The organism is Acinetobacter sp. 12966 (assembly GCF_031196995.1).
Taxonomy (GTDB): domain Bacteria; phylum Pseudomonadota; class Gammaproteobacteria; order Pseudomonadales; family Moraxellaceae; genus Acinetobacter; species Acinetobacter geminorum.
On the sequence record NZ_JAVIMC010000065.1, the window covers coordinates 37,134 to 57,294 of the forward strand.

Sequence of the window (20,161 nt, forward strand, 5' to 3'; positions counted from 1 at the left end):
CTCTCAGCCATATTTAGCTGAGAGTCTTTGTAATATGAACCTAGCCTCATTGAAAAGATTATTTTTGAACACCAAACTTAAATACGGTGACACTGTTATAAGTTTGATTTGGGTTTAAACGTGTAGAAGGGAAAGCTGATTGATTCGGGCTATCTGGAAAATGCTGTGTTTCTAATGCTAGCGCATCTGCTTGTCGATAGAGTACGCCATTTGCACCAGTAACATTTCCGAGTAAATGATTGGCTGTATACATTTGAACGCTTGGTTCAGTGGTTAAAACCTGCATGGTTCGTTTAGATTTTGGGTCAACCACAATAGCTGCAAGATTGAGTTTCCCTTGAGACTTTTGATTAATTACCCAAGTTTGGTCATAGCCATATCCATAGGCCAATTGCTGATTATTCGCTCGAATATCTTTTACGATTGCTTTAGGTGTCCGAAAATCAAAAGGTGTACCTGCAACCGAAGCTATTTCACCTGTGGGTAAAGAGTTTTGATCGGTTACCAATATACGGTCTGCATTGAGTTGTACTACATGATCTAGCACGCCATAAGGGTTATTGCCAGCGCCTGATAAGTTGAAATAACTGTGGTTGGTAAGGTTGACGACTGTCGGTTGATCAGTTTTGGCTTTATATTCGATCTGGAATTCATTTTGATCTGAAAGACTGTAGATCACTTCTACATCTAATTTTCCGGGAAAACCTTGATCACCATTTGGACTGGTTAACTTAAGAGAAGCTTTAACGGTTTCACCTTTAGAAACGAGGGGCTTAACTTGCCAAACACGTTTATCAAAACCGGGATTACCGCTATGTAATGAATTCGGCCCATTATTTTTTTCAAGGTTATACGTTTTTCCATCTAAGTTAAATTTAGCATTGCCAATACGGTTCGCATAACGACCAATTAATCCGCCAAAATGAATGCCTTCCTTGGTATCAGTGACTTCATAACCTTTTAGATCATCAAAGCCCAAAACAATATTATTTTGTTTGCCTTGTGCATCGGGAGTCAAAATCTGTGTAATTACACCACCGAAGCTAATAAAAGATACCGAGACTCCTTTGTTATTGCTCATGGTGTATAAATCAACTTTTTGACCGTCTTGAGTCGTACCATATGGTTTTACATTTAATGTGGCTGCATTGGTAAGTTGTGCAAAGCTATAAATCGTAATACCTAAAATTGCTAAATTTTTCATGTTTATACTCTATTTTTTAATCGTAGGATTGGATGAATATAAGATTGATTTTTCATCTTTTTAAAGAGGTTTTTATTATAGATAGTGTTAATGATGCTTAGTGCCATTAACTCTAAATATTGAACAAACTTGCACAATTTAAGGTTATAAAGAAATTAATCTTATGAGTAAAACTCAACGGTAAGCTATTTTTATGATTCATCCCGACTCGGTTTTAAAATTTTCGCTTGGTCTAAATAGTCTCTCGTTTGATTTAGATAGCCAACACCTTCACCTTGAGCAGGGCTTAGGTTTTATTAATTCAAAAAGTATTAGCAATGGTGTTATTGATGAGCTTGCGATTGAAAAGATGATTTATTTTATTGAAGAAATCATCGAGTCGCAGCCCCTCAGAAATTTAAATATAAGTGGTGTAGCTGTTACGTCTGATGCTGTTATGACACAACTGAGTCAGTTATTTTTTAATGCTAAAAAGCAAATCAGCCGTACTGAGCTTGAGCATGGATTTAATGGTTTTATTGAACATTTAAGTTACTATACAAACCAAGTGGCTCCAAATCAGCTTTATATTTTTACCTACTTTGTATTTGTTCGAGAGATGATGCATCACTTAAGAGTTAAGGAAATTCAAATCATTTAATAATTACTTTCTCAATCCGCTAACTCATCAGGTGGCCGACCTGTTTTAACGGCCAAAAATCATTCAGTGATTGGTGGGTTAGGCGAAGCAGTCGGCTCACTATTTCTAAGAAATGGACAACATCCTCGTTTTGACATGATTGGTTTGCCAGATGCATTTTTAGATGCAGGGGCATTGCCCACTTTGCATGATCGCTATGGTATTTCAACTGAAGCAGTTAAAGAGAAGATTAAGGTACATTTGAAGTAAAAGATTAAATTTTCAAATTGAAAAGGGCGTGATGGATTTCCTTCACGCCCTATTTTTTAATCAGGTTTATTTATATCAACTTAAGCAATCGAATCATCTAAATTCGGCGCTAACCAACGTTTCGCTTCATCCAGTGTCCAACCTTTACGTTTTGCATAATCTTCAAGTTGGTCTTGAGAGATCTTGCCCACGTTAAAGTATTCGCTTTGAGGATGCGAATAATAGAAACCACTCACCGAAGATGGCGGCATCATTGCGAAGTGCTCAGTCAGTTTGGTACCGATTTTATCGGTAGAACCCAACCAGTCAAACAATACTGCTTTTTCAGAGTGCTCAGGGCAAGCAGGGTAGCCCGGTGCAGGGCGAATACCGACATATTTCTCTTTAATCAGTTCTTCATTGCTGAGCTGTTCGTCAGCTTTATAACCCCAGAACTCTTTACGAATGCGTTCATGCAAGTGTTCTGCAAAAGCTTCAGCAAAACGGTCAGCCAGTGATTGAACTAAAATTGCAGAGTAGTCATCACCTTTAGCTTTGTATTCATTTGCCAGTTCTTCTGCACCAAAAATAGATACAGTGAATCCGCCTAAGTAGTCTTGTTGCTCACGGTCCTTACGAATGTAATCTGCCAAAGATAAGTTTGGTTTACCTGTCACTTTGTCAGATTGCTGACGTAAGTGCTCAAAAGTATGCGTAACATTTTGACCCGCTTCATCAAATACGCTCACTGTGTCTGCGTCAGTTCGCTGTGCAGGGAACATACCGAATACAGCACGAGCATCAAAACGGTTGTTGTCTATAATATCTTTCAACATTGCTTGAGCTTGGTTGTACAAATCTGTTGCAGCTTCACCCACCACTTCATCTTCTAAAATTTTCGGGAATTTACCTGCCAAGCTCCAAGAAATGAAGAATGGTGTCCAGTCAAAATACTCTACAAGCGTTGCAAGAGGGTAGTTGGTGAGGACTTGTGTTCCCAAAAGATTTGGTTTTGGTGGTACATAGCTTTCGTCAAGTTTAAAACCGTTTTCAACTGACTCAGCATAGGTCAATTTTGCAGCTTTTGGCTGTTTGTTGGCTAATCGCTCACGAATCTTGGCATATTCAGCACGGTGTTCTGCAATAAAGTTTCCACGCATTTCTTTAGAAAGCAGGGTCGTTGCAACACCCACAGCACGTGAAGCATCTGCCACATAAATCACAGCATCGTTTTGGTACTGAGGATCAATTTTTACTGCTGTGTGTGCTTTAGAAGTAGTCGCGCCACCAATCAATAAAGGAATGTTAAAGCCTTTGCGTTGCATTTCTTTCGCAACAAAGACCATCTCATCTAAAGATGGAGTAATCAGACCTGACAAGCCAATGATGTCACATTTTTCATCAATAGCAGTTTGCAGAATTTTTTCTGCTGGTACCATTACGCCAAGGTCAACAATGTCGTAACCATTACAGCCAAGTACAACCCCTACAATATTCTTACCAATATCGTGTACGTCACCTTTAACAGTTGCCATCAGGACTTTACCTTTAGATTGGCTACCTGTTTTTTCAGCTTCAATATACGGGTTGAGCCAAGCCACTGCTTGTTTCATGACTCGGGCAGATTTTACAACTTGTGGTAAGAACATTTTGCCTGACCCGAACAAGTCACCAACCACGTTCATACCGTCCATCAAAGCGCCTTCAATCACATCTAAAGGACGTTTGGCTTTGAGGCGAGCTTCTTCGGTATCTTCATCAATGTAAGTGGTAATACCTTTAACTAAAGCGTATTCAAGACGTTTTTCGACTGACTCATTACGCCATTCAAGGTTCTCGGCTTCTTTGGTAGCACCGCCTTGTCCGCGGTATTTTTCTGCTACTTCAAGCAATTTTTCAGTCGCAGCTTGACCAGACTCACCTTGGTTTTGGTTTAAGATGACATCTTCAACTGCTTGTTTTAGCTCGGCTGGAATATCATCATAAATTGCCATTTGGCCAGCATTCACAATACCCATGGTCATGCCTTGCTTGATGGCATGGTACAAGAACACAGAGTGAATGGCTTCACGAACAGGCTCGTTACCACGGAATGAGAACGAAACGTTCGATACACCACCAGAAATCATGGCGTGAGGTAAGTTTTGTTTAATCCAACCTGTGGCCTCAATAAAATCGACGCCATAGTTATTGTGCTCTTCAATACCTGTTGCTACTGCAAACACGTTCGGGTCAAAAATAATATCTTCAGCAGGGAAGCCTACATCGTTAACCAAAATGTCATATGAGCGTTTACAGATTTCACGCTTACGTGCAGCAGTGTCGGCCTGACCTGTTTCGTCAAATGCCATGACAATAATCGCAGCACCATATTGACGGCACAGGCGAGCTTTTTCTACAAACTCGTCATAACCTTCTTTTAAAGAAATTGAGTTAACTACAGGTTTACCTTGTACACATTTTAAGCCAGCTTCAATGATTTCCCATTTTGATGAGTCAATCATGATTGGCACACGTGAAATATCTGGCTCAGAAGCCACAAGGTTTAAGAAATGCACCATCGCATTTTGCGAATCGAGCATCCCTTCATCCATATTAATGTCGATAATCTGTGCGCCAGCTTCCACTTGTTGCTGTGCAACTTCTAAAGCTTCAGCAAAGTATTCCTCACGGATTAAGCGTAAGAATTTTTTCGAACCTGTAACGTTAGTACGTTCACCCACGTTAACGAACAATGAGTCATCATAAATATTAAATGGTTCTAAACCACTCAAACGGCATGCAGGTACAGTTTCAGGAACTTGACGAGGGGCAATATCTTTTACCGCATTGGCAATCGCACGGATATGATCAGGTGTTGTACCACAGCAACCACCAGTAATATTAATTAAACCGCTTTCTGCAAATTCTTTTAAGAATGCCGCAGTTTGCTCTGGTGTTTCATCATATTCACCAAAAGCATTTGGTAAGCCTGCATTTGGGTGCGCTGAAACAAACGTATCAGCTACATCGGAAATGGTTTTTACGTGAGGACGCATGGCATCTGCACCAAGCGCACAGTTAAAACCAATCGATAGCAAGTCACCATGACGTACAGAGTTCCAGAACGCTTCCGCAGTTTGACCTGTTAAGGTACGACCCGATGCATCGGTAATGGTCCCTGAAATCATAATTGGTAATTCGCGACCAATCTGTTTAAAGACTTCTTTTACCGCAAAAATCGCAGCTTTACAGTTTAATGTGTCAAATACGGTTTCAATCAAAATGATATCTGCACCGCCTTCAATCAACGCATGAGTCGCTTCAATATAGTTTTCTTTTAGCTCATCAAAGGTAATGTTACGAAAGGCAGGGTCATTTACATTCGGTGAAATGGAACAAGTACGCGATGTTGGCCCAAGCACGCCTGCAACAAAACGCGGCTTATCTGGAGTCGAATACTTCTCACAGGCTGCTTTGGCTAAACGTGCTGCTTCACGGTTAATCTCTGGAACAAGATCTTTCATGTGGTAATCAGACATAGAAACACGCGTGCCGTTAAAGCTGTTGGTTTCAATAATGTCTGCACCAGCATCAAGATAAGCTTCATGAATACCTTGAATGATTTGAGGTTGTGTCAGAACCAAAAGGTCATTGTTACCTTTTAAGTCATGTGCCCAATCGGCAAAACGCTTACCACGGTAGTCAGCTTCTTCCAATTTATGGCGCTGGATCATAGTTCCCATTGCACCATCAATAATCAGAATGCGTTTAGCAAGAAGCGCTTTTAGGGTGGCAAGCGTAGACATAGAAAACCCCGATCTTTTATATGAATTTAAAAATGCGGCGCTATTGTAACAGAATAGTTGCGCAATTGATGATCTATAACGACCCATCATTCACTGTAATAGATTCATTAAAAAACGGCTTTTATGACAAATGAAGACTGTTTTTTCATCAAATATTCATAAAATGATCATGATATTGAAATATTTCATCTCCAATATTCGGTTTTATGACAGTTGCGGTGTTTAAAAAGTAGTCGTTTAGGTAATTTTTTAGATATTTTTGCTTCAAAAATAGTCATAAAATAGATGGGTGGGGATTTATGTAAATTATTGTATTTAAATAAAATAATAAAAATCATAGAGGAAAGGTGCATCAAATGAGGTCAAAATGTGAAAAATTGACTTCATCAGGCGCTGCTTTGTCATATAATTGTCATAATTTAATTTAAGAATACAGAGGATTTTTTTATCCTCTTACCGTCTGCATGAATTCTAATCTACCCCCTGTTTCGGATTCAAAACTTGCGGCAAACCTGCAAGTCAAATCGACGAATGTACATGTCCCGACACCTAAGTTTTTTATGCCGGTGTTTCTGACGATTATTGTTGCAACACTTATTTATATTGGATTTCAGGTGAGTGCGGATTTGGCGCATGTACCACCTTTGAGTCTTTATTCAGTTATTCTTTTATCAACTGCACTCTTGATTGCTTTAGGCTTTGAGTTTGTAAATGGCTTCCACGATACTGCAAATGCAGTGGCAACAGTGATTTACACCAATGCTTTACCAGCACCAGTTGCAGTCATGTGGGCTGGTTTTTGTAATTTCCTTGGGGTAATGGTTGCAAGCGGCGCAGTCGCTTACGGCATTATTGCATTGCTGCCTGTTGAACTGATCATGAATATGGGTAGCGGTGCAGGTTTCGCAATGGTTTTTGCATTGTTGCTCGCTGCAATTCTTTGGAATCTTGGTACATGGTTCTTAGGAATTCCTGCGTCTAGCTCTCATACTTTGATTGGTTCAATCTTGGGTGTGGGCATTATGAACCATCTATTGAGTGCATCGACCGGCGTAACGACCAGTGGTGTTGATATGGATCAGGTGATTAAAGTCGGTAAGGCATTATTATTTTCACCTTTAATTGGTTTCGCTTTTGCAGCGATTGTATTCTTGTTGGTTAAAACTATTTTTAAACGCCAAGTAGAATTATTCCAACCACCGGAAGGTAATAAACCACCACCAGCAATCATTCGTGCAATTTTGATCTTTACCTGTACAGGTGTAAGTTTTGCACATGGTTCTAATGACGGTCAAAAGGGTATGGGACTCATCATGCTGATTTTGGTTGGTCTGGTGCCATTGGCTTATTCATTAAATAAAAATCTTGATACACAACAAGTTCAATCATTTCATCAGCTTTCTTCTCAAACTGCCGTATTGTTGAAGCAAAATCAGCCAGAATTAACTGATGAAAAAGCACGTGTTATTCTGACTAAATATATTCAAACTAAACAGCAAACTCCAGAAGTCGTGCCTGCATTGGCAAGTATGACTGACCACTTGGGTGAGCGAGTTTCTAGCTATAACAACTTAAAAGATATTCCTGAAGCTGCAATTAGTGAAATTCGTAATGATATGTATTTAAGCACCACGACGTTTAAGCGTTTGGATAAAGCGGATGCTTTACCAAAAATGGATCAATCACAAGAAAAACTTGTGAAAGAATATCGTAGTAGCTTAGATTCATTCTTACAATACATTCCGACTTGGGTAAAAGTAGCTGTTGCTTTAGCACTTGGCCTAGGCACAATGGTTGGTTGGAAACGTATCGTTGTGACTGTAGGTGAGCGTATTGGTAAGCATCACATGACTTATGGTCAAGGGATGTCTGCTGAACTTGTTGCAATGAGTACAATTGCAGCTGCTGATGGTTTAGGTATGCCGGTTTCAACAACGCATGTTTTAAACAGTGCTGTTGCGGGTACGATGGTTGCGAATAAATCAGGTTTAAACTTTAATACAGTTAAAACAATTTTATCTGCATGGGTATTTACTCTTCCTGCAACAATCTGTTTGTCAGGTGGTTTGTACTGGTTATTCTTGCAGTTTGTATAAAAGCATTTAAAAAAATTAAAGCCACTGTTCACAGTGGCTTTTTTATTTGTTTAGTTTTTAAAGTTGAGACTATTTTTCATATATATTCATCTATAAATTAATAAGTTGTTATAGGCCATTAAGCAGCTTTATAGGCTGGGCTTAAACTTTTATATCAGGATATATTATGAATGCGGTTCAAATAGATCAGTTAAAACAACAATTTCCACTTATTGAAACACTTCAAGCCTATCAAGAGACATTTTGGTTTACACCTCATCGATATCCTTTAAAAGAAGCTTTAGAAAAAGTTGGACTAACTGCTAAGGACGTAAGTGAAGCAGAAGCAAGACTAGTGCGTTTCGCACCTTATTTGGCGAAAGTATTTCCTGAAACTCAAGCACAACATGGAAAAATTGAATCAGATATTGTTGAAATTGCTCATATGCAACAAGCGCTTTCTTCAGCAAAACAAGTACAACTTAATGGAAAATTCTGGCTGAAAAAAGATAGTCATTTACCTATTTCAGGCTCCATAAAAGCACGTGGTGGCATTTATGAAGTGCTCACACATGCAGAAAAACTTGCCATGCAGGCGGGGCTACTCAAACCAGAAGATGATTATATTAAACTCGACCAAGACGCATTTCGAACATTTTTTTCTAAGTATCAAATTGCGGTAGGTTCTACAGGCAACCTTGGGCTTTCGATTGGTATTATGAGTGCCAAACTCGGCTTTAGAGTCACTGTTCATATGTCGGCTGATGCTAGACAGTGGAAAAAAGACAAACTACGTTCCCTCGGCGTAAACGTTGTGGAATATGCTAGTGATTACGGCGTAGCTGTTGAAGAGGGACGAAAAGCCGCAGAGCAAGATCCACACTGCTTTTTCATTGATGATGAAAACTCAACCACATTATTTTTAGGTTATGCCGTTGCAGGAATACACCTAAAACAACAATTTGAGCAAAAACAAATTAAAGTCGATGCTGAACACCCCTTATTTGTTTATTTGCCGTGTGGCGTCGGTGGTGGGCCTGGTGGGGTGAGTTTTGGACTAAAACTGGCTTTTGGTGAGCATGTACATTGTATCTTTGCAGAACCCACACATTCGCCGTGCATGTTACTTGGTGTCCACACAGGTTTGCATGATCAGATTTCAGTTAATGACATTGGCATTGATAACGTTACTGCGGCAGACGGGCTTGCGGTAGGGCGTGCTTCAGGTTTTGTTGGACGTGCTATGCAACAGTTAATTGATGGCTATTACACCATTCATGATCAACGTTTATATGAGCTTATTGCGCTTTTAAATCAAACTGAGAATATTCAGCTTGAGCCTTCTGCGGTAGCAGGTATGATGGGGCCCTATTATGTTCAGACGACTCCTGCTTACTTGGCTTTACACCAGTTAACAGCTGAGCAGTTGCAGCAGGCAAATCATGTGATATGGGCTACCGGGGGCGGCATGGTGCCATCTGATGAAATGCAAAAATATCTATCGCACTTTCAAGATAAATAAAGGCACTTTAGAAAAAGCCCAATTCTAAGATTGGGCTTTAATCAAATTATTTTTTAGATGATTTTCTAAAATGGAGTTTTTCGGTAGCAAAACCATAAATTGCGGCAAAAGGCAGGGCAGTTCGTGCTAAATAAGCGACACGCCATAAGCCGCCGTGATTGGCACCTTCCATCATAAGCTCAAGCGGATGATCAAGTACAGTTTCAGGATTCGCCACTGAAGACTCATTTCTTAAGTCATGAATCCAGAGTGCTGCCATAATGGCATTGGTAGTTTCAGGGCTAAATGCTTCTACATCAAAAAGCTCTGCGCCATTAAAAGCTGCTTTCAACAATGGATTTTTAGTCACAGAGTGGGTCGTTGTCGATGGAGCAATATTAATGCTAACGCGTTGGCCTTGATGGCGGGCCAAAATAGCACGCCATTGTTGAATACGTTTTGCCAAAGCATAGTTTGGACCTTGTTCAACCACTAAACAGTCTGCAATACCATAAGTTTTGCCATTCTCACACTTAATCAAGTCTTGGTATGGTGCTTGAAAAAAACGATTGAGCGAAAGCGTAGAAACACCTTTCACTGCCAATTTTTGCATTTTTGTGCGGGATTTAAATTTTTGTTGTGCGGCCTCGGCAACTTCTTTAGGTACTGCATAAACATCAGTTGGCGTGCACATAAACATAAGGCTTGTATCGGGCTTATACTCGCTCACGAATTGCATGATGCTATCCATCGCCATGGAAACACGTACATGCTTTTCACCATCTAAATAGGCGATTGCAGCTAAATCTAATTTTTGTGGAAACTGAACCAACCACTGTGCAATTTCAGGTAATTGGGTGAGTAAATTTGCTCCCAACTTATCTTTTAATTCAGAGGCTTTTGCTGATGCATTCACTTGTTCTACAGTTGGTGCAATGAGAGTAGCATTCCCTTGTTGAATCGTATTTAAAATTTTGCTCCAAACTCGTGGGTTTGGTAAATCTACGGCAACAATATTCGCTTTCCATTTTGCTAACCAAGGCAGTGGTCCTGCTTCGGAGCCTGCACCAAATAACACCATTGTACGGTCAGATAAATCGAACCATTCAGGATGAGCAATAGCTTCACGAAGTGCTTTTGCATGACTTGGCTCAATAATACCAGTCTCTTCCCAGCGTTGAATTTGGTCCAGTAAGCTTTGTCCACTCAGCTTTTGTCCTTTATAAGGAACATACCACTCCGGTGCTGCATCACTTTCACCTTTAAGTTTTACTGTATAAAGCGGCTTGGATGAGGCAATATGAACGGCATCTTTTAAAAGGTAGTGTTTACCATCACGATAATAATCAAAAATATGGTGAGCTTTATGCAATCCTTGCTTCGCGATAGTAATGGGGTTGTTGATATTAGAAATCCCTTGTTTAACAAGTGCTTTAAAATATACAGGATAGTTTTTTCGCCAGTTTTTTTCATTCAACACTTGTTGTGCGGTTTTATTATCTACAATAGATAGGGCCTCCGACAAAATCTCTTGACCTGTAAGAGATGTACTTTGTTTTTTTGTTAAGGCGTTTACCGGAAATTGCAGACCTTCGACTTGACTTGTGCTGGACATAAAATATCTCGTTTATACGACTGGGTTAATATACAGATGTATACATTATCTATGCCAATGAAAGGAAACGAGTGGCAATAACTGACAAAATAATATTGATTATTTATGTGATGAAACGTGAAAGAGAAACTTATTATGATAAATTCATCTCATTTTGGTCTTAATTTTTTTCACATTTTTAGAACCTTTTTATAGACTTACGTTACATAAATGTTTATTTTGTATTAAGCAAATACATCGGTTTTAGCCTGAAGGTAAAATGTTCAAAATGTATCAATAATAGAGATACAGAAATGATTAAAAACTGGACTTTTTTCTTAAGGAATAAGGAAAGTCGGACGGAATAAGAAAGAATTGGGGTGAAACTAGATAGAAGACAACGTAAGATTGTCTTTTAAAAATCTTGGGGATATGGTGACTTTTTTTACACCATAATTTTCTAGTTTCATCCCATCTATTTTTGGGTTGGAACCCTCCATTTTTAGTATTCAATTCAGTACAGGATTGAATTCTATTTCTTTAGAGTAACTTAAAAATTACTTTAAAAGAGCCTATGCTTAGCAACGCCCTTTTTTCGCTTGTCCTGGTGGGCAAAAGTCTCCCGGATGGTTATGATGAGGTGAATCGGGATCAATCACAATACTACCATCGGGCGTGTGGACTGCACATGCTGATAGTGACATTGTAAAAATTGCTGCGGCACAAAGAAGTAAAGTTTTCATCTTGTTCTCACTTTTTTATCATTCTCCTTTGTACTATAGAAATATTTTGATTGTTTTTCGATCTAATTTTGGTTAAAAAATATCTTTAATACGCTTAATTAAGAAGAGATTAAGGAGATCGCAAAATTGTTCGAAATCCTACATGTGTTGCGGCTAAGTCAAAATCCTGAGGATAGCGACTACTGCTACGATAACGTGAACAATAATTTTGTGCACAAAGAAAAGATCCACCTTTAATTACATATTGCGTGCTAGTGATTTGTTGTTGTCGTAAATCAGAATAATTTCCCATATGCTGGTCATGTGCACCCTGATAGGGAGATGACGTCCATTCCCATACATTTCCAATCATATCAAATAGTTTGAAATTGTTTGATGCAAAACATCCAACGGGTGCAACACCTTTAAAGTGATCTTGATTCAGGTTTTGAAAAGGGAACTCACCTTGCCAGTAATTGGCTTGCGGATGTTGATGTTCATCAGTAGGGGCCTGATGTAAAGGTGTATCAGTCTTTGAATTGGCTTTAGCTACATATTCCCATTCTAGTTCTGTGGGTAAATCACGTCCGAGCCACACCGCATAATGTTCAGCATCATTTTTACTTACATACCTTACAGGCTCATTAGGATTTGCAATAGCTCCATTACTGCCGTTTGGCGTTTTCCATGTATAACCTGATTTTAGCTGCCACTATTGCTGTGGGTGATCAGGATCAGGTGAAAAAACAGCGGCCTGCTTTTGTTTTTCGGCATCGGTAATATAGCCAGTTGCTTTTACAAAACTTGCAAATTGAGCGACCGTAACTTCAGTTTGGTCAATCCAAAATTCTTTGACTTTGCGCTGTTTTTTTCCAAAATTAAGTTCGTCGGGATAGGCTTTCTCAGAACCAAAATTAAAATTCCCATCGGCAATTAAAACCATTCCAGCTGTAGGTTGTTTGAGCGAACCCTGAGGCAAACCAGTATAGTTTTGACACTTTTCAATAGACCCTAAATCAGCTAAAGAGGTTTGCTGTTGCGTTGAGGGTGCTGATTCAGAAACTTTTGAAGATTGGCTACAGCCTATCATGATAGACAGGCTGATGGTGGTGACTAAAAAGGGTTTCAATTTCATTTAGGGTTATATTCCTGCACAGCATTTTTCTCAGTATACTTTTGATAGACCGATAAAAGTTCTTGAACTTTTGCAGGATAAAGCTGAGCAACGTTTTGTCTTTCTCCTCGATCTAATTTAATGTTGTATAGCTCCCAAGTCCCTGTGCCTAATTCAGGGCGCCCTTGAAGTGCGATTTTCCATTCACCTTGTTTTGCATATTTGCTCCCATGTAACTCATCGGCAAAGCTAAAATTTGCAGGGCGAATAGTATTGGTTTTGTTTTCAAGCAAAGGTTTCCATGAAATCCCAGTTGGCGTATTAATGGTACGACCGTTATATTGGCCTTGAGGTACTGGAATATGAGCATATTCTAGTAAGGTAGGGAAAACATCGAGTACCGATGCAAAGCTATGATTGGTTTCTTCTGCTTTTTTCTGGTTCGGTAATTTCACAATAGCAGGGGCAATCGTTGCGCCTTCGTCTGCCGTATCTTTCCATAAGTGGAAAGGTGCCGCACTGACCTCGGCCCAACGTGGCCCAATATAGTGATATGAAGTAGGTGTGCCAACATTAGCTAACGAGTTATCAAAACCAGATTCACTGCCATATCCGCCACGTACAAAACCTTCTGCACCATCTTCTGTATAAGTTGAATTTCGTTTAAAGGCGCTTAGAGCTTGTTTAAAATGATGGTCTAAACCTTGTAATAAGGTAAATGAATGATCAAAACCTTTTGCATGTGCATTGGTTTCAGGGGTTAAGCCTAAATGCCATTTACCACTGATGTACGTGCCGTAACCATTGTCTTTAAGTACTTGTGCGATAGATAGAGAGCGTTCATTCAAATATCCCTCGTAACCTGGTTGTCCCTTCAAATGTTCTGGGGTGAGTTCCGCCATTGCGCCAATACCAGCTAAATGGTGATCAGTACCGGAAATAAGTTGAGAGCGTGTTGGGGAACAGGTCGGGGCAGTATGATAATCCGTTAAAAGGCGTCCTTCTTGAGCCAGACTATCAATATTAGGGGTGTGAATTTCACCACCAAAAGCTCCTAAATCAGAATAGCCTAAGTCATCAGCCATAATAAATAATATATTAGGTTGCTTAGGCGTGCTTACAACATTTTCTTGATTATCATTGTCATTACATCCAGCCAAAGATAAGCTAAATAATGCAATAGAAAGGCTAGATAAAATTGCTTTGTACTTCATTGTATCATCTGAATTATTAAAGGAATTGGCACGAGTTTAATCAGATGGTTTTTGTAAACAAAACAACGAATTGATCAAAGAAAAGCAGAAAAAAGACTGAGAATTTATGCAGATAAATAAATCAGAAAAAAGAAAAGCCCATAAGGGGCTTTTCTTAGATTTATATGCTTTAAAAAGGAAGGCGAGTAAGCTGGTCTAAGAAATGTGGAATAACTTTAGGTTCAAGTAAAATGGTTACGATGATTCCGTAAGCTGCACCCCACAAATGAGCGCTATGATTAATATTGCTATTACCACGCTTACCAGCCCAAATACTGTACGCCACATATAAAATAGCAAAAATAATAGCGGGTACAGGAATGAAGAATACAAAAATCAGCTTCCATGGCTGAAACAGAATATAAGCAAATAAAACTGCTGAAACAGCACCTGAGGCACCTAGGCTGGCCCAATTCGCATCATTTTTATGTTGTAAATAGCTTGGCAAAATCGCAAAGATTAAGCCACCTAAATAGAACAACACAAAACCCATGTCATAGAAATATTGGCGGTAAAAACTTTCAATGATACTGCCAAAGAAAAACAGGGTAATCATGTTGAAAAGTAGATGTGTTCCGTCGGCATGGATAAAGCCATGAGTAATGAATCGATCAATTTGTCCACGTTGCATTGCAGGCGGCCAAAAAATCAATCGGTTCATTACATTTTGATTGCTAAAAGCAAGTAAAGAAATAATGACCGTAATAATAATAAGAGTAACTGTATGGTTAAACGGCAAATGCAACATAAGAAATATTTAAAAAATGATCAATACTGAGCTCAATAATGCCATTAAAAACTTAACTTGAAACCCTGTTGTGTATAAATCCGACAAATTTAGTTGATTTTTTTTAAATCCACCTCATCTTCGGTTAATATAAAGGCATCAGCTTGAGGAATATTGTTATGTCGACTGAGAACACCAACACTGCTGTTGCAGAAGAAATTCCAAACCTTTTGATTACACCATCTGCACAAGAGTATTTGCACGATTTACTAACGAAGCAAAATACTCCGGGAATTGGCGTTCGAATTTTTGTTGAGCATCCGGGTACGCCACGTGCGGAATGCTGTATGGCATATAGTGCGCCAGACGAAGTGATCCCAACGGACTATAAACAGGACTATCCTGATTTTCCTGCGTATATTGATGCGCCATCTATTCCTTATCTTTTAGATGCCGTAATTGATTACAACAAGGACCGTTTTGGTGGTCAGCTCACTTTCCGTGCTCCAAACTCTAAAGTTCCACGTGTTGGTCCAGATGCTTCGATTGAAGAACGTATTACTTACATTCTTCAAGCAGAAATTAACCCAGGTCTTGCAGGGCATGGCGGAAATTGTAGCTTGGTAGAAGTACAAGATGATCCAGAACACGGTTTAACTGCTGTATTGAAATTTGGTGGTGGTTGCCAAGGTTGTTCTGCAATTGATGTTACCTTGAAACAAGGTGTAGAAACTACTTTAAGAGAGAACATTCCTGAGCTTCAACGTGTGGTTGACCAAACAGACCACACACAAGCTGAAGGTGCTTACTTCAAATAATTAAATTATTTGAAAAGTGAAATAAAAAAGCCTCGCAATGAGGTTTTTTTATAGCCTTACAATTGAAAATAATTATCAATATTATTTATTTTTTTATTTAAATTTGTTACATTTGTTTAAGTAAAACTTAATATTTATTCATAATTTAATATGTTGGAGTAGGGTATGACGAAGAGTATTTTCCAATCTGTATTATCAATTTCGGTACTTACAGTAATGTTTCCTGCGGCTTATGCCGCTGAAAGTGAAAATATTTTAGTTGATTCTTCCATAAAGAATGAAAAAGAAAGCGAAGTTGCTCAACTTGAAAAAATTGTCGTAACAGCAAGTGGTTTTGAACAAAATATAAAAAAAGCAGCAGCTTCGATTTCTGTTTTAACTCAAGATGAAATTAATAAAAAAGCATATCGTGATGTAACTGATGCACTTAAAGATGTCCCTGGTGTAGTTGTTACAGGGGGTGGAAGCTCATCTGATATCAGTATTCGTGGGATGGGAAGTGCATATACCGTTATTATGGTTGATGGTAAGAAAGTAAATACACGTTCTGTGCGACCAAATAGTGATAATTCAGGTATTGAGCAAGGTTGGTTACCGGGAATCGAAAGTATCGAACGTATTGAGGTTATTCGTGGTCCAATGTCGGGCCTATATGGTTCGGATGCGATGGGTGGTGTGATTAATATCATCACTAAAAAAGTTGCAGATGTTTGGAACAGTTCTGTTAAGTTAGATACAACAATTCAAGAAAATAATAAATCTGGAAATCTTTACCAAGCCAATACTTATGTGTCGGGACCTTTAATTAAGAATTTACTTGGTTTAAAAGCCAATGGCACATTTTCACAAAGAGATGAAGATGAAATTATTGGTGGTTATAACAAACAAAAAATTCGGGCGGGGGGGGCTACTTTAAGCTTAACTCCTAATGATCAACATACCATCGAGCTTGAATACCAGCGTTCTATCCAAAATCGTAATGCCACAATAGGTAAAACAGTTTCACCAATTCAAACTGGTCGTAATCCACCAGCGGATTCATTAACAGACTATTACCGTACAGAATATAGTTTAACGCACCGTGGTGACATTGGTCCTGTAAAGACTCATTCTTATATTCAACGCGAAGAAAATAAGAACCCGTCTAGAAATATGGAAGCTGTAAATACTACATTTAACACGCTTAACCAGATCACACTTGCAAATCATGCGCTTAGCGTGGGCGGAAGTTATCTAAAAGAAGAATTAGATGATTTAGGTAACCAATTAAAAGTGGGTGGCTCACAACCTGTTTCTAATTTAGATCGTTATAGCTGGGCATTATTTGCAGAAGATGCATGGAATATTATTGATCCTTTCACTTTAACAATGTCATTACGGATGGATCAGGACGAAAAATTTGGAGATCATTTCAGTCCTAAACTATACGGGGTATGGACCTTAAATGATAACTGGATTATTAAAGGCGGTGTATCAACAGGCTATAAAACACCTGCATTAAGAGCGACTGTAGCAGAATGGGGACAAGCTACAGGAGGAAGCAGTTCTGCAGGTGTAATTGTTGGTAATCCTGATCTAAAGCCTGAAAAAAGTACAAACTATGAGCTCTCATTCTCTTGGGATAGTTTAGATAACTTGAATGCTGGCTTAACGATCTTTAATAGTGAATTTAAAGATAAAATTACAGAAGTTAGAACCTGTTCAGGAGATGCAGGTACTTATAATTGTGATTGGTTAGGTACAAAATTTGATTTTGTCAGTCAACGCACAAATGTGGATAAAGCCAATATGAGAGGAGTTGAAGCGACGTTTGGTTGGCTCATTTCACCTGACTTAAAGCTAAATGCCAATTATACCTATACAGATACAGAGCAAAAAAGTGGTCAATTTAAAGGGCAACCTTTAAACGAAATGCCAGAACATATGTTTAATACCACTTTAGATTGGCAAATTAATGACTTAGTCAATATGTGGAGCCGTTTGAATTTCCGTAGCAAAACTTCTGAATATTTAAGCCGAACGTCAATGGCTGAAGGAAAGCCTGCTTATGGACTGGTTGATATTGGTATGAACTATAAACCGACTGACAAAATACAAGTTGCGGCAGGGATTTATAACTTATTTGATAAAGACATTGATGTGGCAACTTATAATTATGTTTTAGACGGACGTCGTTATAATTTAGGAATTATTTATAAATTTTAATTAGTTAAATAACAAAGGCGCTTTAAGCGCCTTTGCTATTTAAAATATCTAATGCTTTTTCAGAATAATAGAATTTTTCTAAGTAAACACGGGCACGGCGTCTTAAATGTCCTGTTGTAATTAACTGCTGTAATACAGGTACAAGTAGCTTGGTCAGTTCATGTTGCACTAAGCTTTCATCAATATTGAGGTCACGGAGCAATAAATCAAAACTACGCTCTTGATTACGTACATACCAAGTATAGATACCATCATGTACTTGTTGTTTTAAATAATCAGTTTGGCGAATGTGATCCCATATTTCATGCCCTAAACCAACCGTTTTTGATAAGTCTTGAGTTTCTACATAATTTTTTAAAACAGAAAGTGGCATAGTTTTAACTTTATGCCAAACATTTGCCTGAAAATGGTAGAGCTTATCATTGTCAAAATGTTGGTTTAAAACACGCTCACTCATTTGGCTGAGTTTTAGAATATTCTTTTGCAAATAATGATTAATCGTATCGTCCAGATTGGAATCGGTTACTGTTTCTAAAACAGATTTCCCCATTTTCATAAAACGCCCTACACCAGGTACGCGTTTTGACATGGATTCATCTAAATAATCATGCATTGTTTGCTGAATCAGTTGCGTGAGTAGGGCCGAAAAAGCAGGATTATTCACAATTGTTTTAATGAGCTTTTTACGGTGCTGCTCTTTACTCGCAACGTATTGTGCAATTCTATCAATCGTTAAAACAGGAATAACATCCTCAATAGTTGCGGTGTCATTTGCAGGATGAATTAATGCAAAGCGAATATGCTCAGCAATTTGTTCAGTTAGAAAATCAGAAGCAGGCGTATCTAAAATCTGCTTTTGAATGAGCTGTTGAATTTGTTCAAAAGTCCACAGATGCTGTAATTGCCGACTCCCCAACCAATGATAAAATTGCTCAAACTCTTGCTGGATCACCTGAGCCTGAGCAAATTTCTCATCTAAAAAATCTAGATGAGCTTCAATAAGTTTTTCAATAAGTGGTTGGGTAGACATAAGGTCTCACAAGTCCGAAGTTTTATTTAAGGTGTGGTCGTTTTTGACGACTGATTTGTTTCTACTTTAAGTAAAAACGGTAGATATTGTTGCATAACCAATTGTTCAGCTTCCAAAATCGGCATATGGCCTACATTTTCTAAAATAACTGGAGGCTGAGCATTCTTTAAAAGCCGTTTTAGTTCACTTGCTACTTCGACATTAATAATCTTATCTTGTTTACCCCATAAAATGAGCGTCGGTGCATCGATCGTTTTGGTAAGTACCGCAAATGAGTCTGGTGTATAGACTTTATTAAGTGCAATCAATTGATCAACCAGTTTTTGTGTTTGAGGTGCTTGATCAATCATCAACTTTTCTTGAGCTTGAAGAAACTCTTTAGGAATAAACGGAGGATTAAACATGGTTTGTTTTAATAAATAATTAAAGTCACCTTTTTTAGACACTAAAAGTTGTTTTAGGTAAGCAGGATCTTTTAAATAAATTGTATTGGCTGAGCGAAAAATACCGCCGCTATCCACCAAGAATAGACTTTTGGTTTCAAATGGATATTGTCCAGCATAGAGTAGGGCAATAGATCCGCCGAGTGAGTGCCCAGCAATATGAATTGGACCTTTTAAATTTGCAGCCTCAACAAAGCGACGTAACTTTTCAGCAAGATTTGGTACTGAATAATCGAAATCTTGTGGAACGATAGTTTCGCCACTACCTGGCAAATCGGGAATAATGACATGATAATTTGTGGTGAGATAACGAGCCACTCGGTTCCAGTTATCACGGCTGCCTGCTAGGCCATGAATAAGCAGTAAAGTCGGTTTTGCTGTGGAGCCGCCTTCGCTATATGACCAAGTCACATCACCGACTTTTAAGCTTTTACTTTGTAAACCTGCCCAGCTACGTTCTTGCTGTAAAACATTCTGGAACGTCACATCAATATTATCGGCTGCCTGTGTTTGAGAAATACTCATCAATGACAATAAGCTACAAGCCAAAGTCAGGGCGGTAGCAGTTTTTTTCATAGAGGCCTTAATTGATGTGGACACCCTTGTCATAGATTTCATCCTTGAAGCTTAAGCGAGTTTGAAAAATTATTGAAAAACTTTGCCAATGAGTCATTTGCCAAATGTTTGGAATAAAGAAAATTATAGTCAATCCGAGAACCAAAGTATGTCTATTTTTTCACTAAACAGTAGCGAATGTGCAGTGAGCTCTTCATTAAAACAAGTTAAGTATTTTTAAATTTTTTCATAGAAAAGGATTTA

The 20,161-nt window shown here is 38.6% G+C and carries 13 protein-coding genes and 2 pseudogenes; 6 read left to right on the forward strand and 9 right to left on the reverse strand.

Going from position 1 to position 20,161, the window contains the following annotated elements:
* Window positions 1-58: 58 nt before the first annotated feature.
* Window positions 59-1,204: an aldose epimerase family protein gene (locus RFW85_RS09995; protein WP_170248888.1), complete on the reverse strand. Its 1,146-nt coding sequence runs from the start codon at window positions 1,202-1,204 to the stop codon at window positions 59-61.
* Between the two features lie 193 nt (window positions 1,205-1,397).
* Here RFW85_RS09995 and RFW85_RS10000 point away from each other — a divergent pair, with 193 nt between their 5' ends.
* Together RFW85_RS10000 and RFW85_RS10005 are read left to right on the forward strand one after the other, a co-directional pair.
* A complete protein-coding gene (locus RFW85_RS10000; protein ID WP_170248889.1) occupies window positions 1,398-1,844 on the forward strand; it encodes a hypothetical protein in 447 nt (148 codons plus the stop codon).
* Between the two features lie 24 nt (window positions 1,845-1,868).
* A pseudogene (locus RFW85_RS10005) lies at window positions 1,869-2,093 on the forward strand (transketolase family protein); the annotation flags it as partial.
* An 80-nt stretch (window positions 2,094-2,173) separates the two neighbouring features.
* Here the strand turns inward: RFW85_RS10005 and metH are convergent.
* Window positions 2,174-5,860, reverse strand: coding sequence for a methionine synthase (gene metH, locus RFW85_RS10010; protein ID WP_309171496.1), 3,687 nt, complete (start codon window positions 5,858-5,860; stop codon window positions 2,174-2,176).
* Between the two features lie 464 nt (window positions 5,861-6,324).
* Here metH and RFW85_RS10015 point away from each other — a divergent pair, with 464 nt between their 5' ends.
* Both RFW85_RS10015 and RFW85_RS10020 read left to right on the forward strand, forming a co-directional pair.
* Window positions 6,325-7,956 (forward strand): inorganic phosphate transporter, encoded by a 1,632-nt coding sequence (locus RFW85_RS10015; protein ID WP_161281807.1) that lies wholly within the window; start codon window positions 6,325-6,327, stop codon window positions 7,954-7,956.
* 166 nt (window positions 7,957-8,122) lie between these two features.
* Window positions 8,123-9,457, forward strand: coding sequence for a D-serine ammonia-lyase (locus RFW85_RS10020; protein WP_170248891.1), 1,335 nt, complete (start codon window positions 8,123-8,125; stop codon window positions 9,455-9,457).
* A 46-nt stretch (window positions 9,458-9,503) separates the two neighbouring features.
* Here the strand turns inward: RFW85_RS10020 and RFW85_RS10025 are convergent, their stop codons facing one another.
* The 5 genes and pseudogenes from RFW85_RS10025 to RFW85_RS10045 form a co-directional block, all read right to left on the reverse strand.
* Window positions 9,504-11,051, reverse strand: coding sequence for a hypothetical protein (locus RFW85_RS10025; protein WP_170248892.1), 1,548 nt, complete (start codon window positions 11,049-11,051; stop codon window positions 9,504-9,506).
* A 557-nt stretch (window positions 11,052-11,608) separates the two neighbouring features.
* A complete protein-coding gene (locus RFW85_RS10030) occupies window positions 11,609-11,773 on the reverse strand; it encodes a hypothetical protein (RefSeq protein ID WP_086264877.1) in 165 nt (54 codons plus the stop codon).
* A 109-nt stretch (window positions 11,774-11,882) separates the two neighbouring features.
* Window positions 11,883-12,887 (reverse strand): annotated as a pseudogene (locus tag RFW85_RS10035) (SUMF1/EgtB/PvdO family nonheme iron enzyme).
* A complete protein-coding gene (locus RFW85_RS10040; RefSeq protein WP_170248893.1) occupies window positions 12,884-14,080 on the reverse strand; it encodes a sulfatase-like hydrolase/transferase in 1,197 nt (398 codons plus the stop codon). Before RFW85_RS10040 ends, RFW85_RS10035 begins: the two are co-directional and overlap by 4 nt.
* 169 nt (window positions 14,081-14,249) lie before the next feature.
* Complete coding sequence (locus RFW85_RS10045; RefSeq protein WP_017387134.1) at window positions 14,250-14,867, reverse strand: rhomboid family intramembrane serine protease; 618 nt, start codon at window positions 14,865-14,867, stop codon at window positions 14,250-14,252.
* A 158-nt stretch (window positions 14,868-15,025) separates the two neighbouring features.
* Here RFW85_RS10045 and nfuA point away from each other — a divergent pair, with 158 nt between their 5' ends.
* Together nfuA and RFW85_RS10055 are read left to right on the forward strand one after the other, a co-directional pair.
* Window positions 15,026-15,664, forward strand: coding sequence for a Fe-S biogenesis protein NfuA (gene nfuA / locus RFW85_RS10050; RefSeq protein ID WP_262451756.1), 639 nt, complete (start codon window positions 15,026-15,028; stop codon window positions 15,662-15,664).
* A gap of 165 nt (window positions 15,665-15,829) precedes the next feature.
* Window positions 15,830-17,869, forward strand: coding sequence for a ligand-gated channel protein (locus tag RFW85_RS10055; protein ID WP_170248895.1), 2,040 nt, complete (start codon window positions 15,830-15,832; stop codon window positions 17,867-17,869).
* Window positions 17,870-17,891: 22 nt separating this feature from the next.
* Here RFW85_RS10055 and RFW85_RS10060 read toward each other — a convergent pair whose 3' ends face one another.
* Together RFW85_RS10060 and RFW85_RS10065 are read right to left on the reverse strand one after the other, a co-directional pair.
* On the reverse strand, window positions 17,892-18,899 hold the full coding sequence (locus RFW85_RS10060; RefSeq protein ID WP_170248896.1) for a hypothetical protein: 1,008 nt from the start codon (window positions 18,897-18,899) through the stop codon (window positions 17,892-17,894).
* Between the two features lie 26 nt (window positions 18,900-18,925).
* Window positions 18,926-19,951: an alpha/beta fold hydrolase gene (locus tag RFW85_RS10065; protein ID WP_170248897.1), complete on the reverse strand. Its 1,026-nt coding sequence runs from the start codon at window positions 19,949-19,951 to the stop codon at window positions 18,926-18,928.
* Window positions 19,952-20,161: the final 210 nt, after the last annotated feature.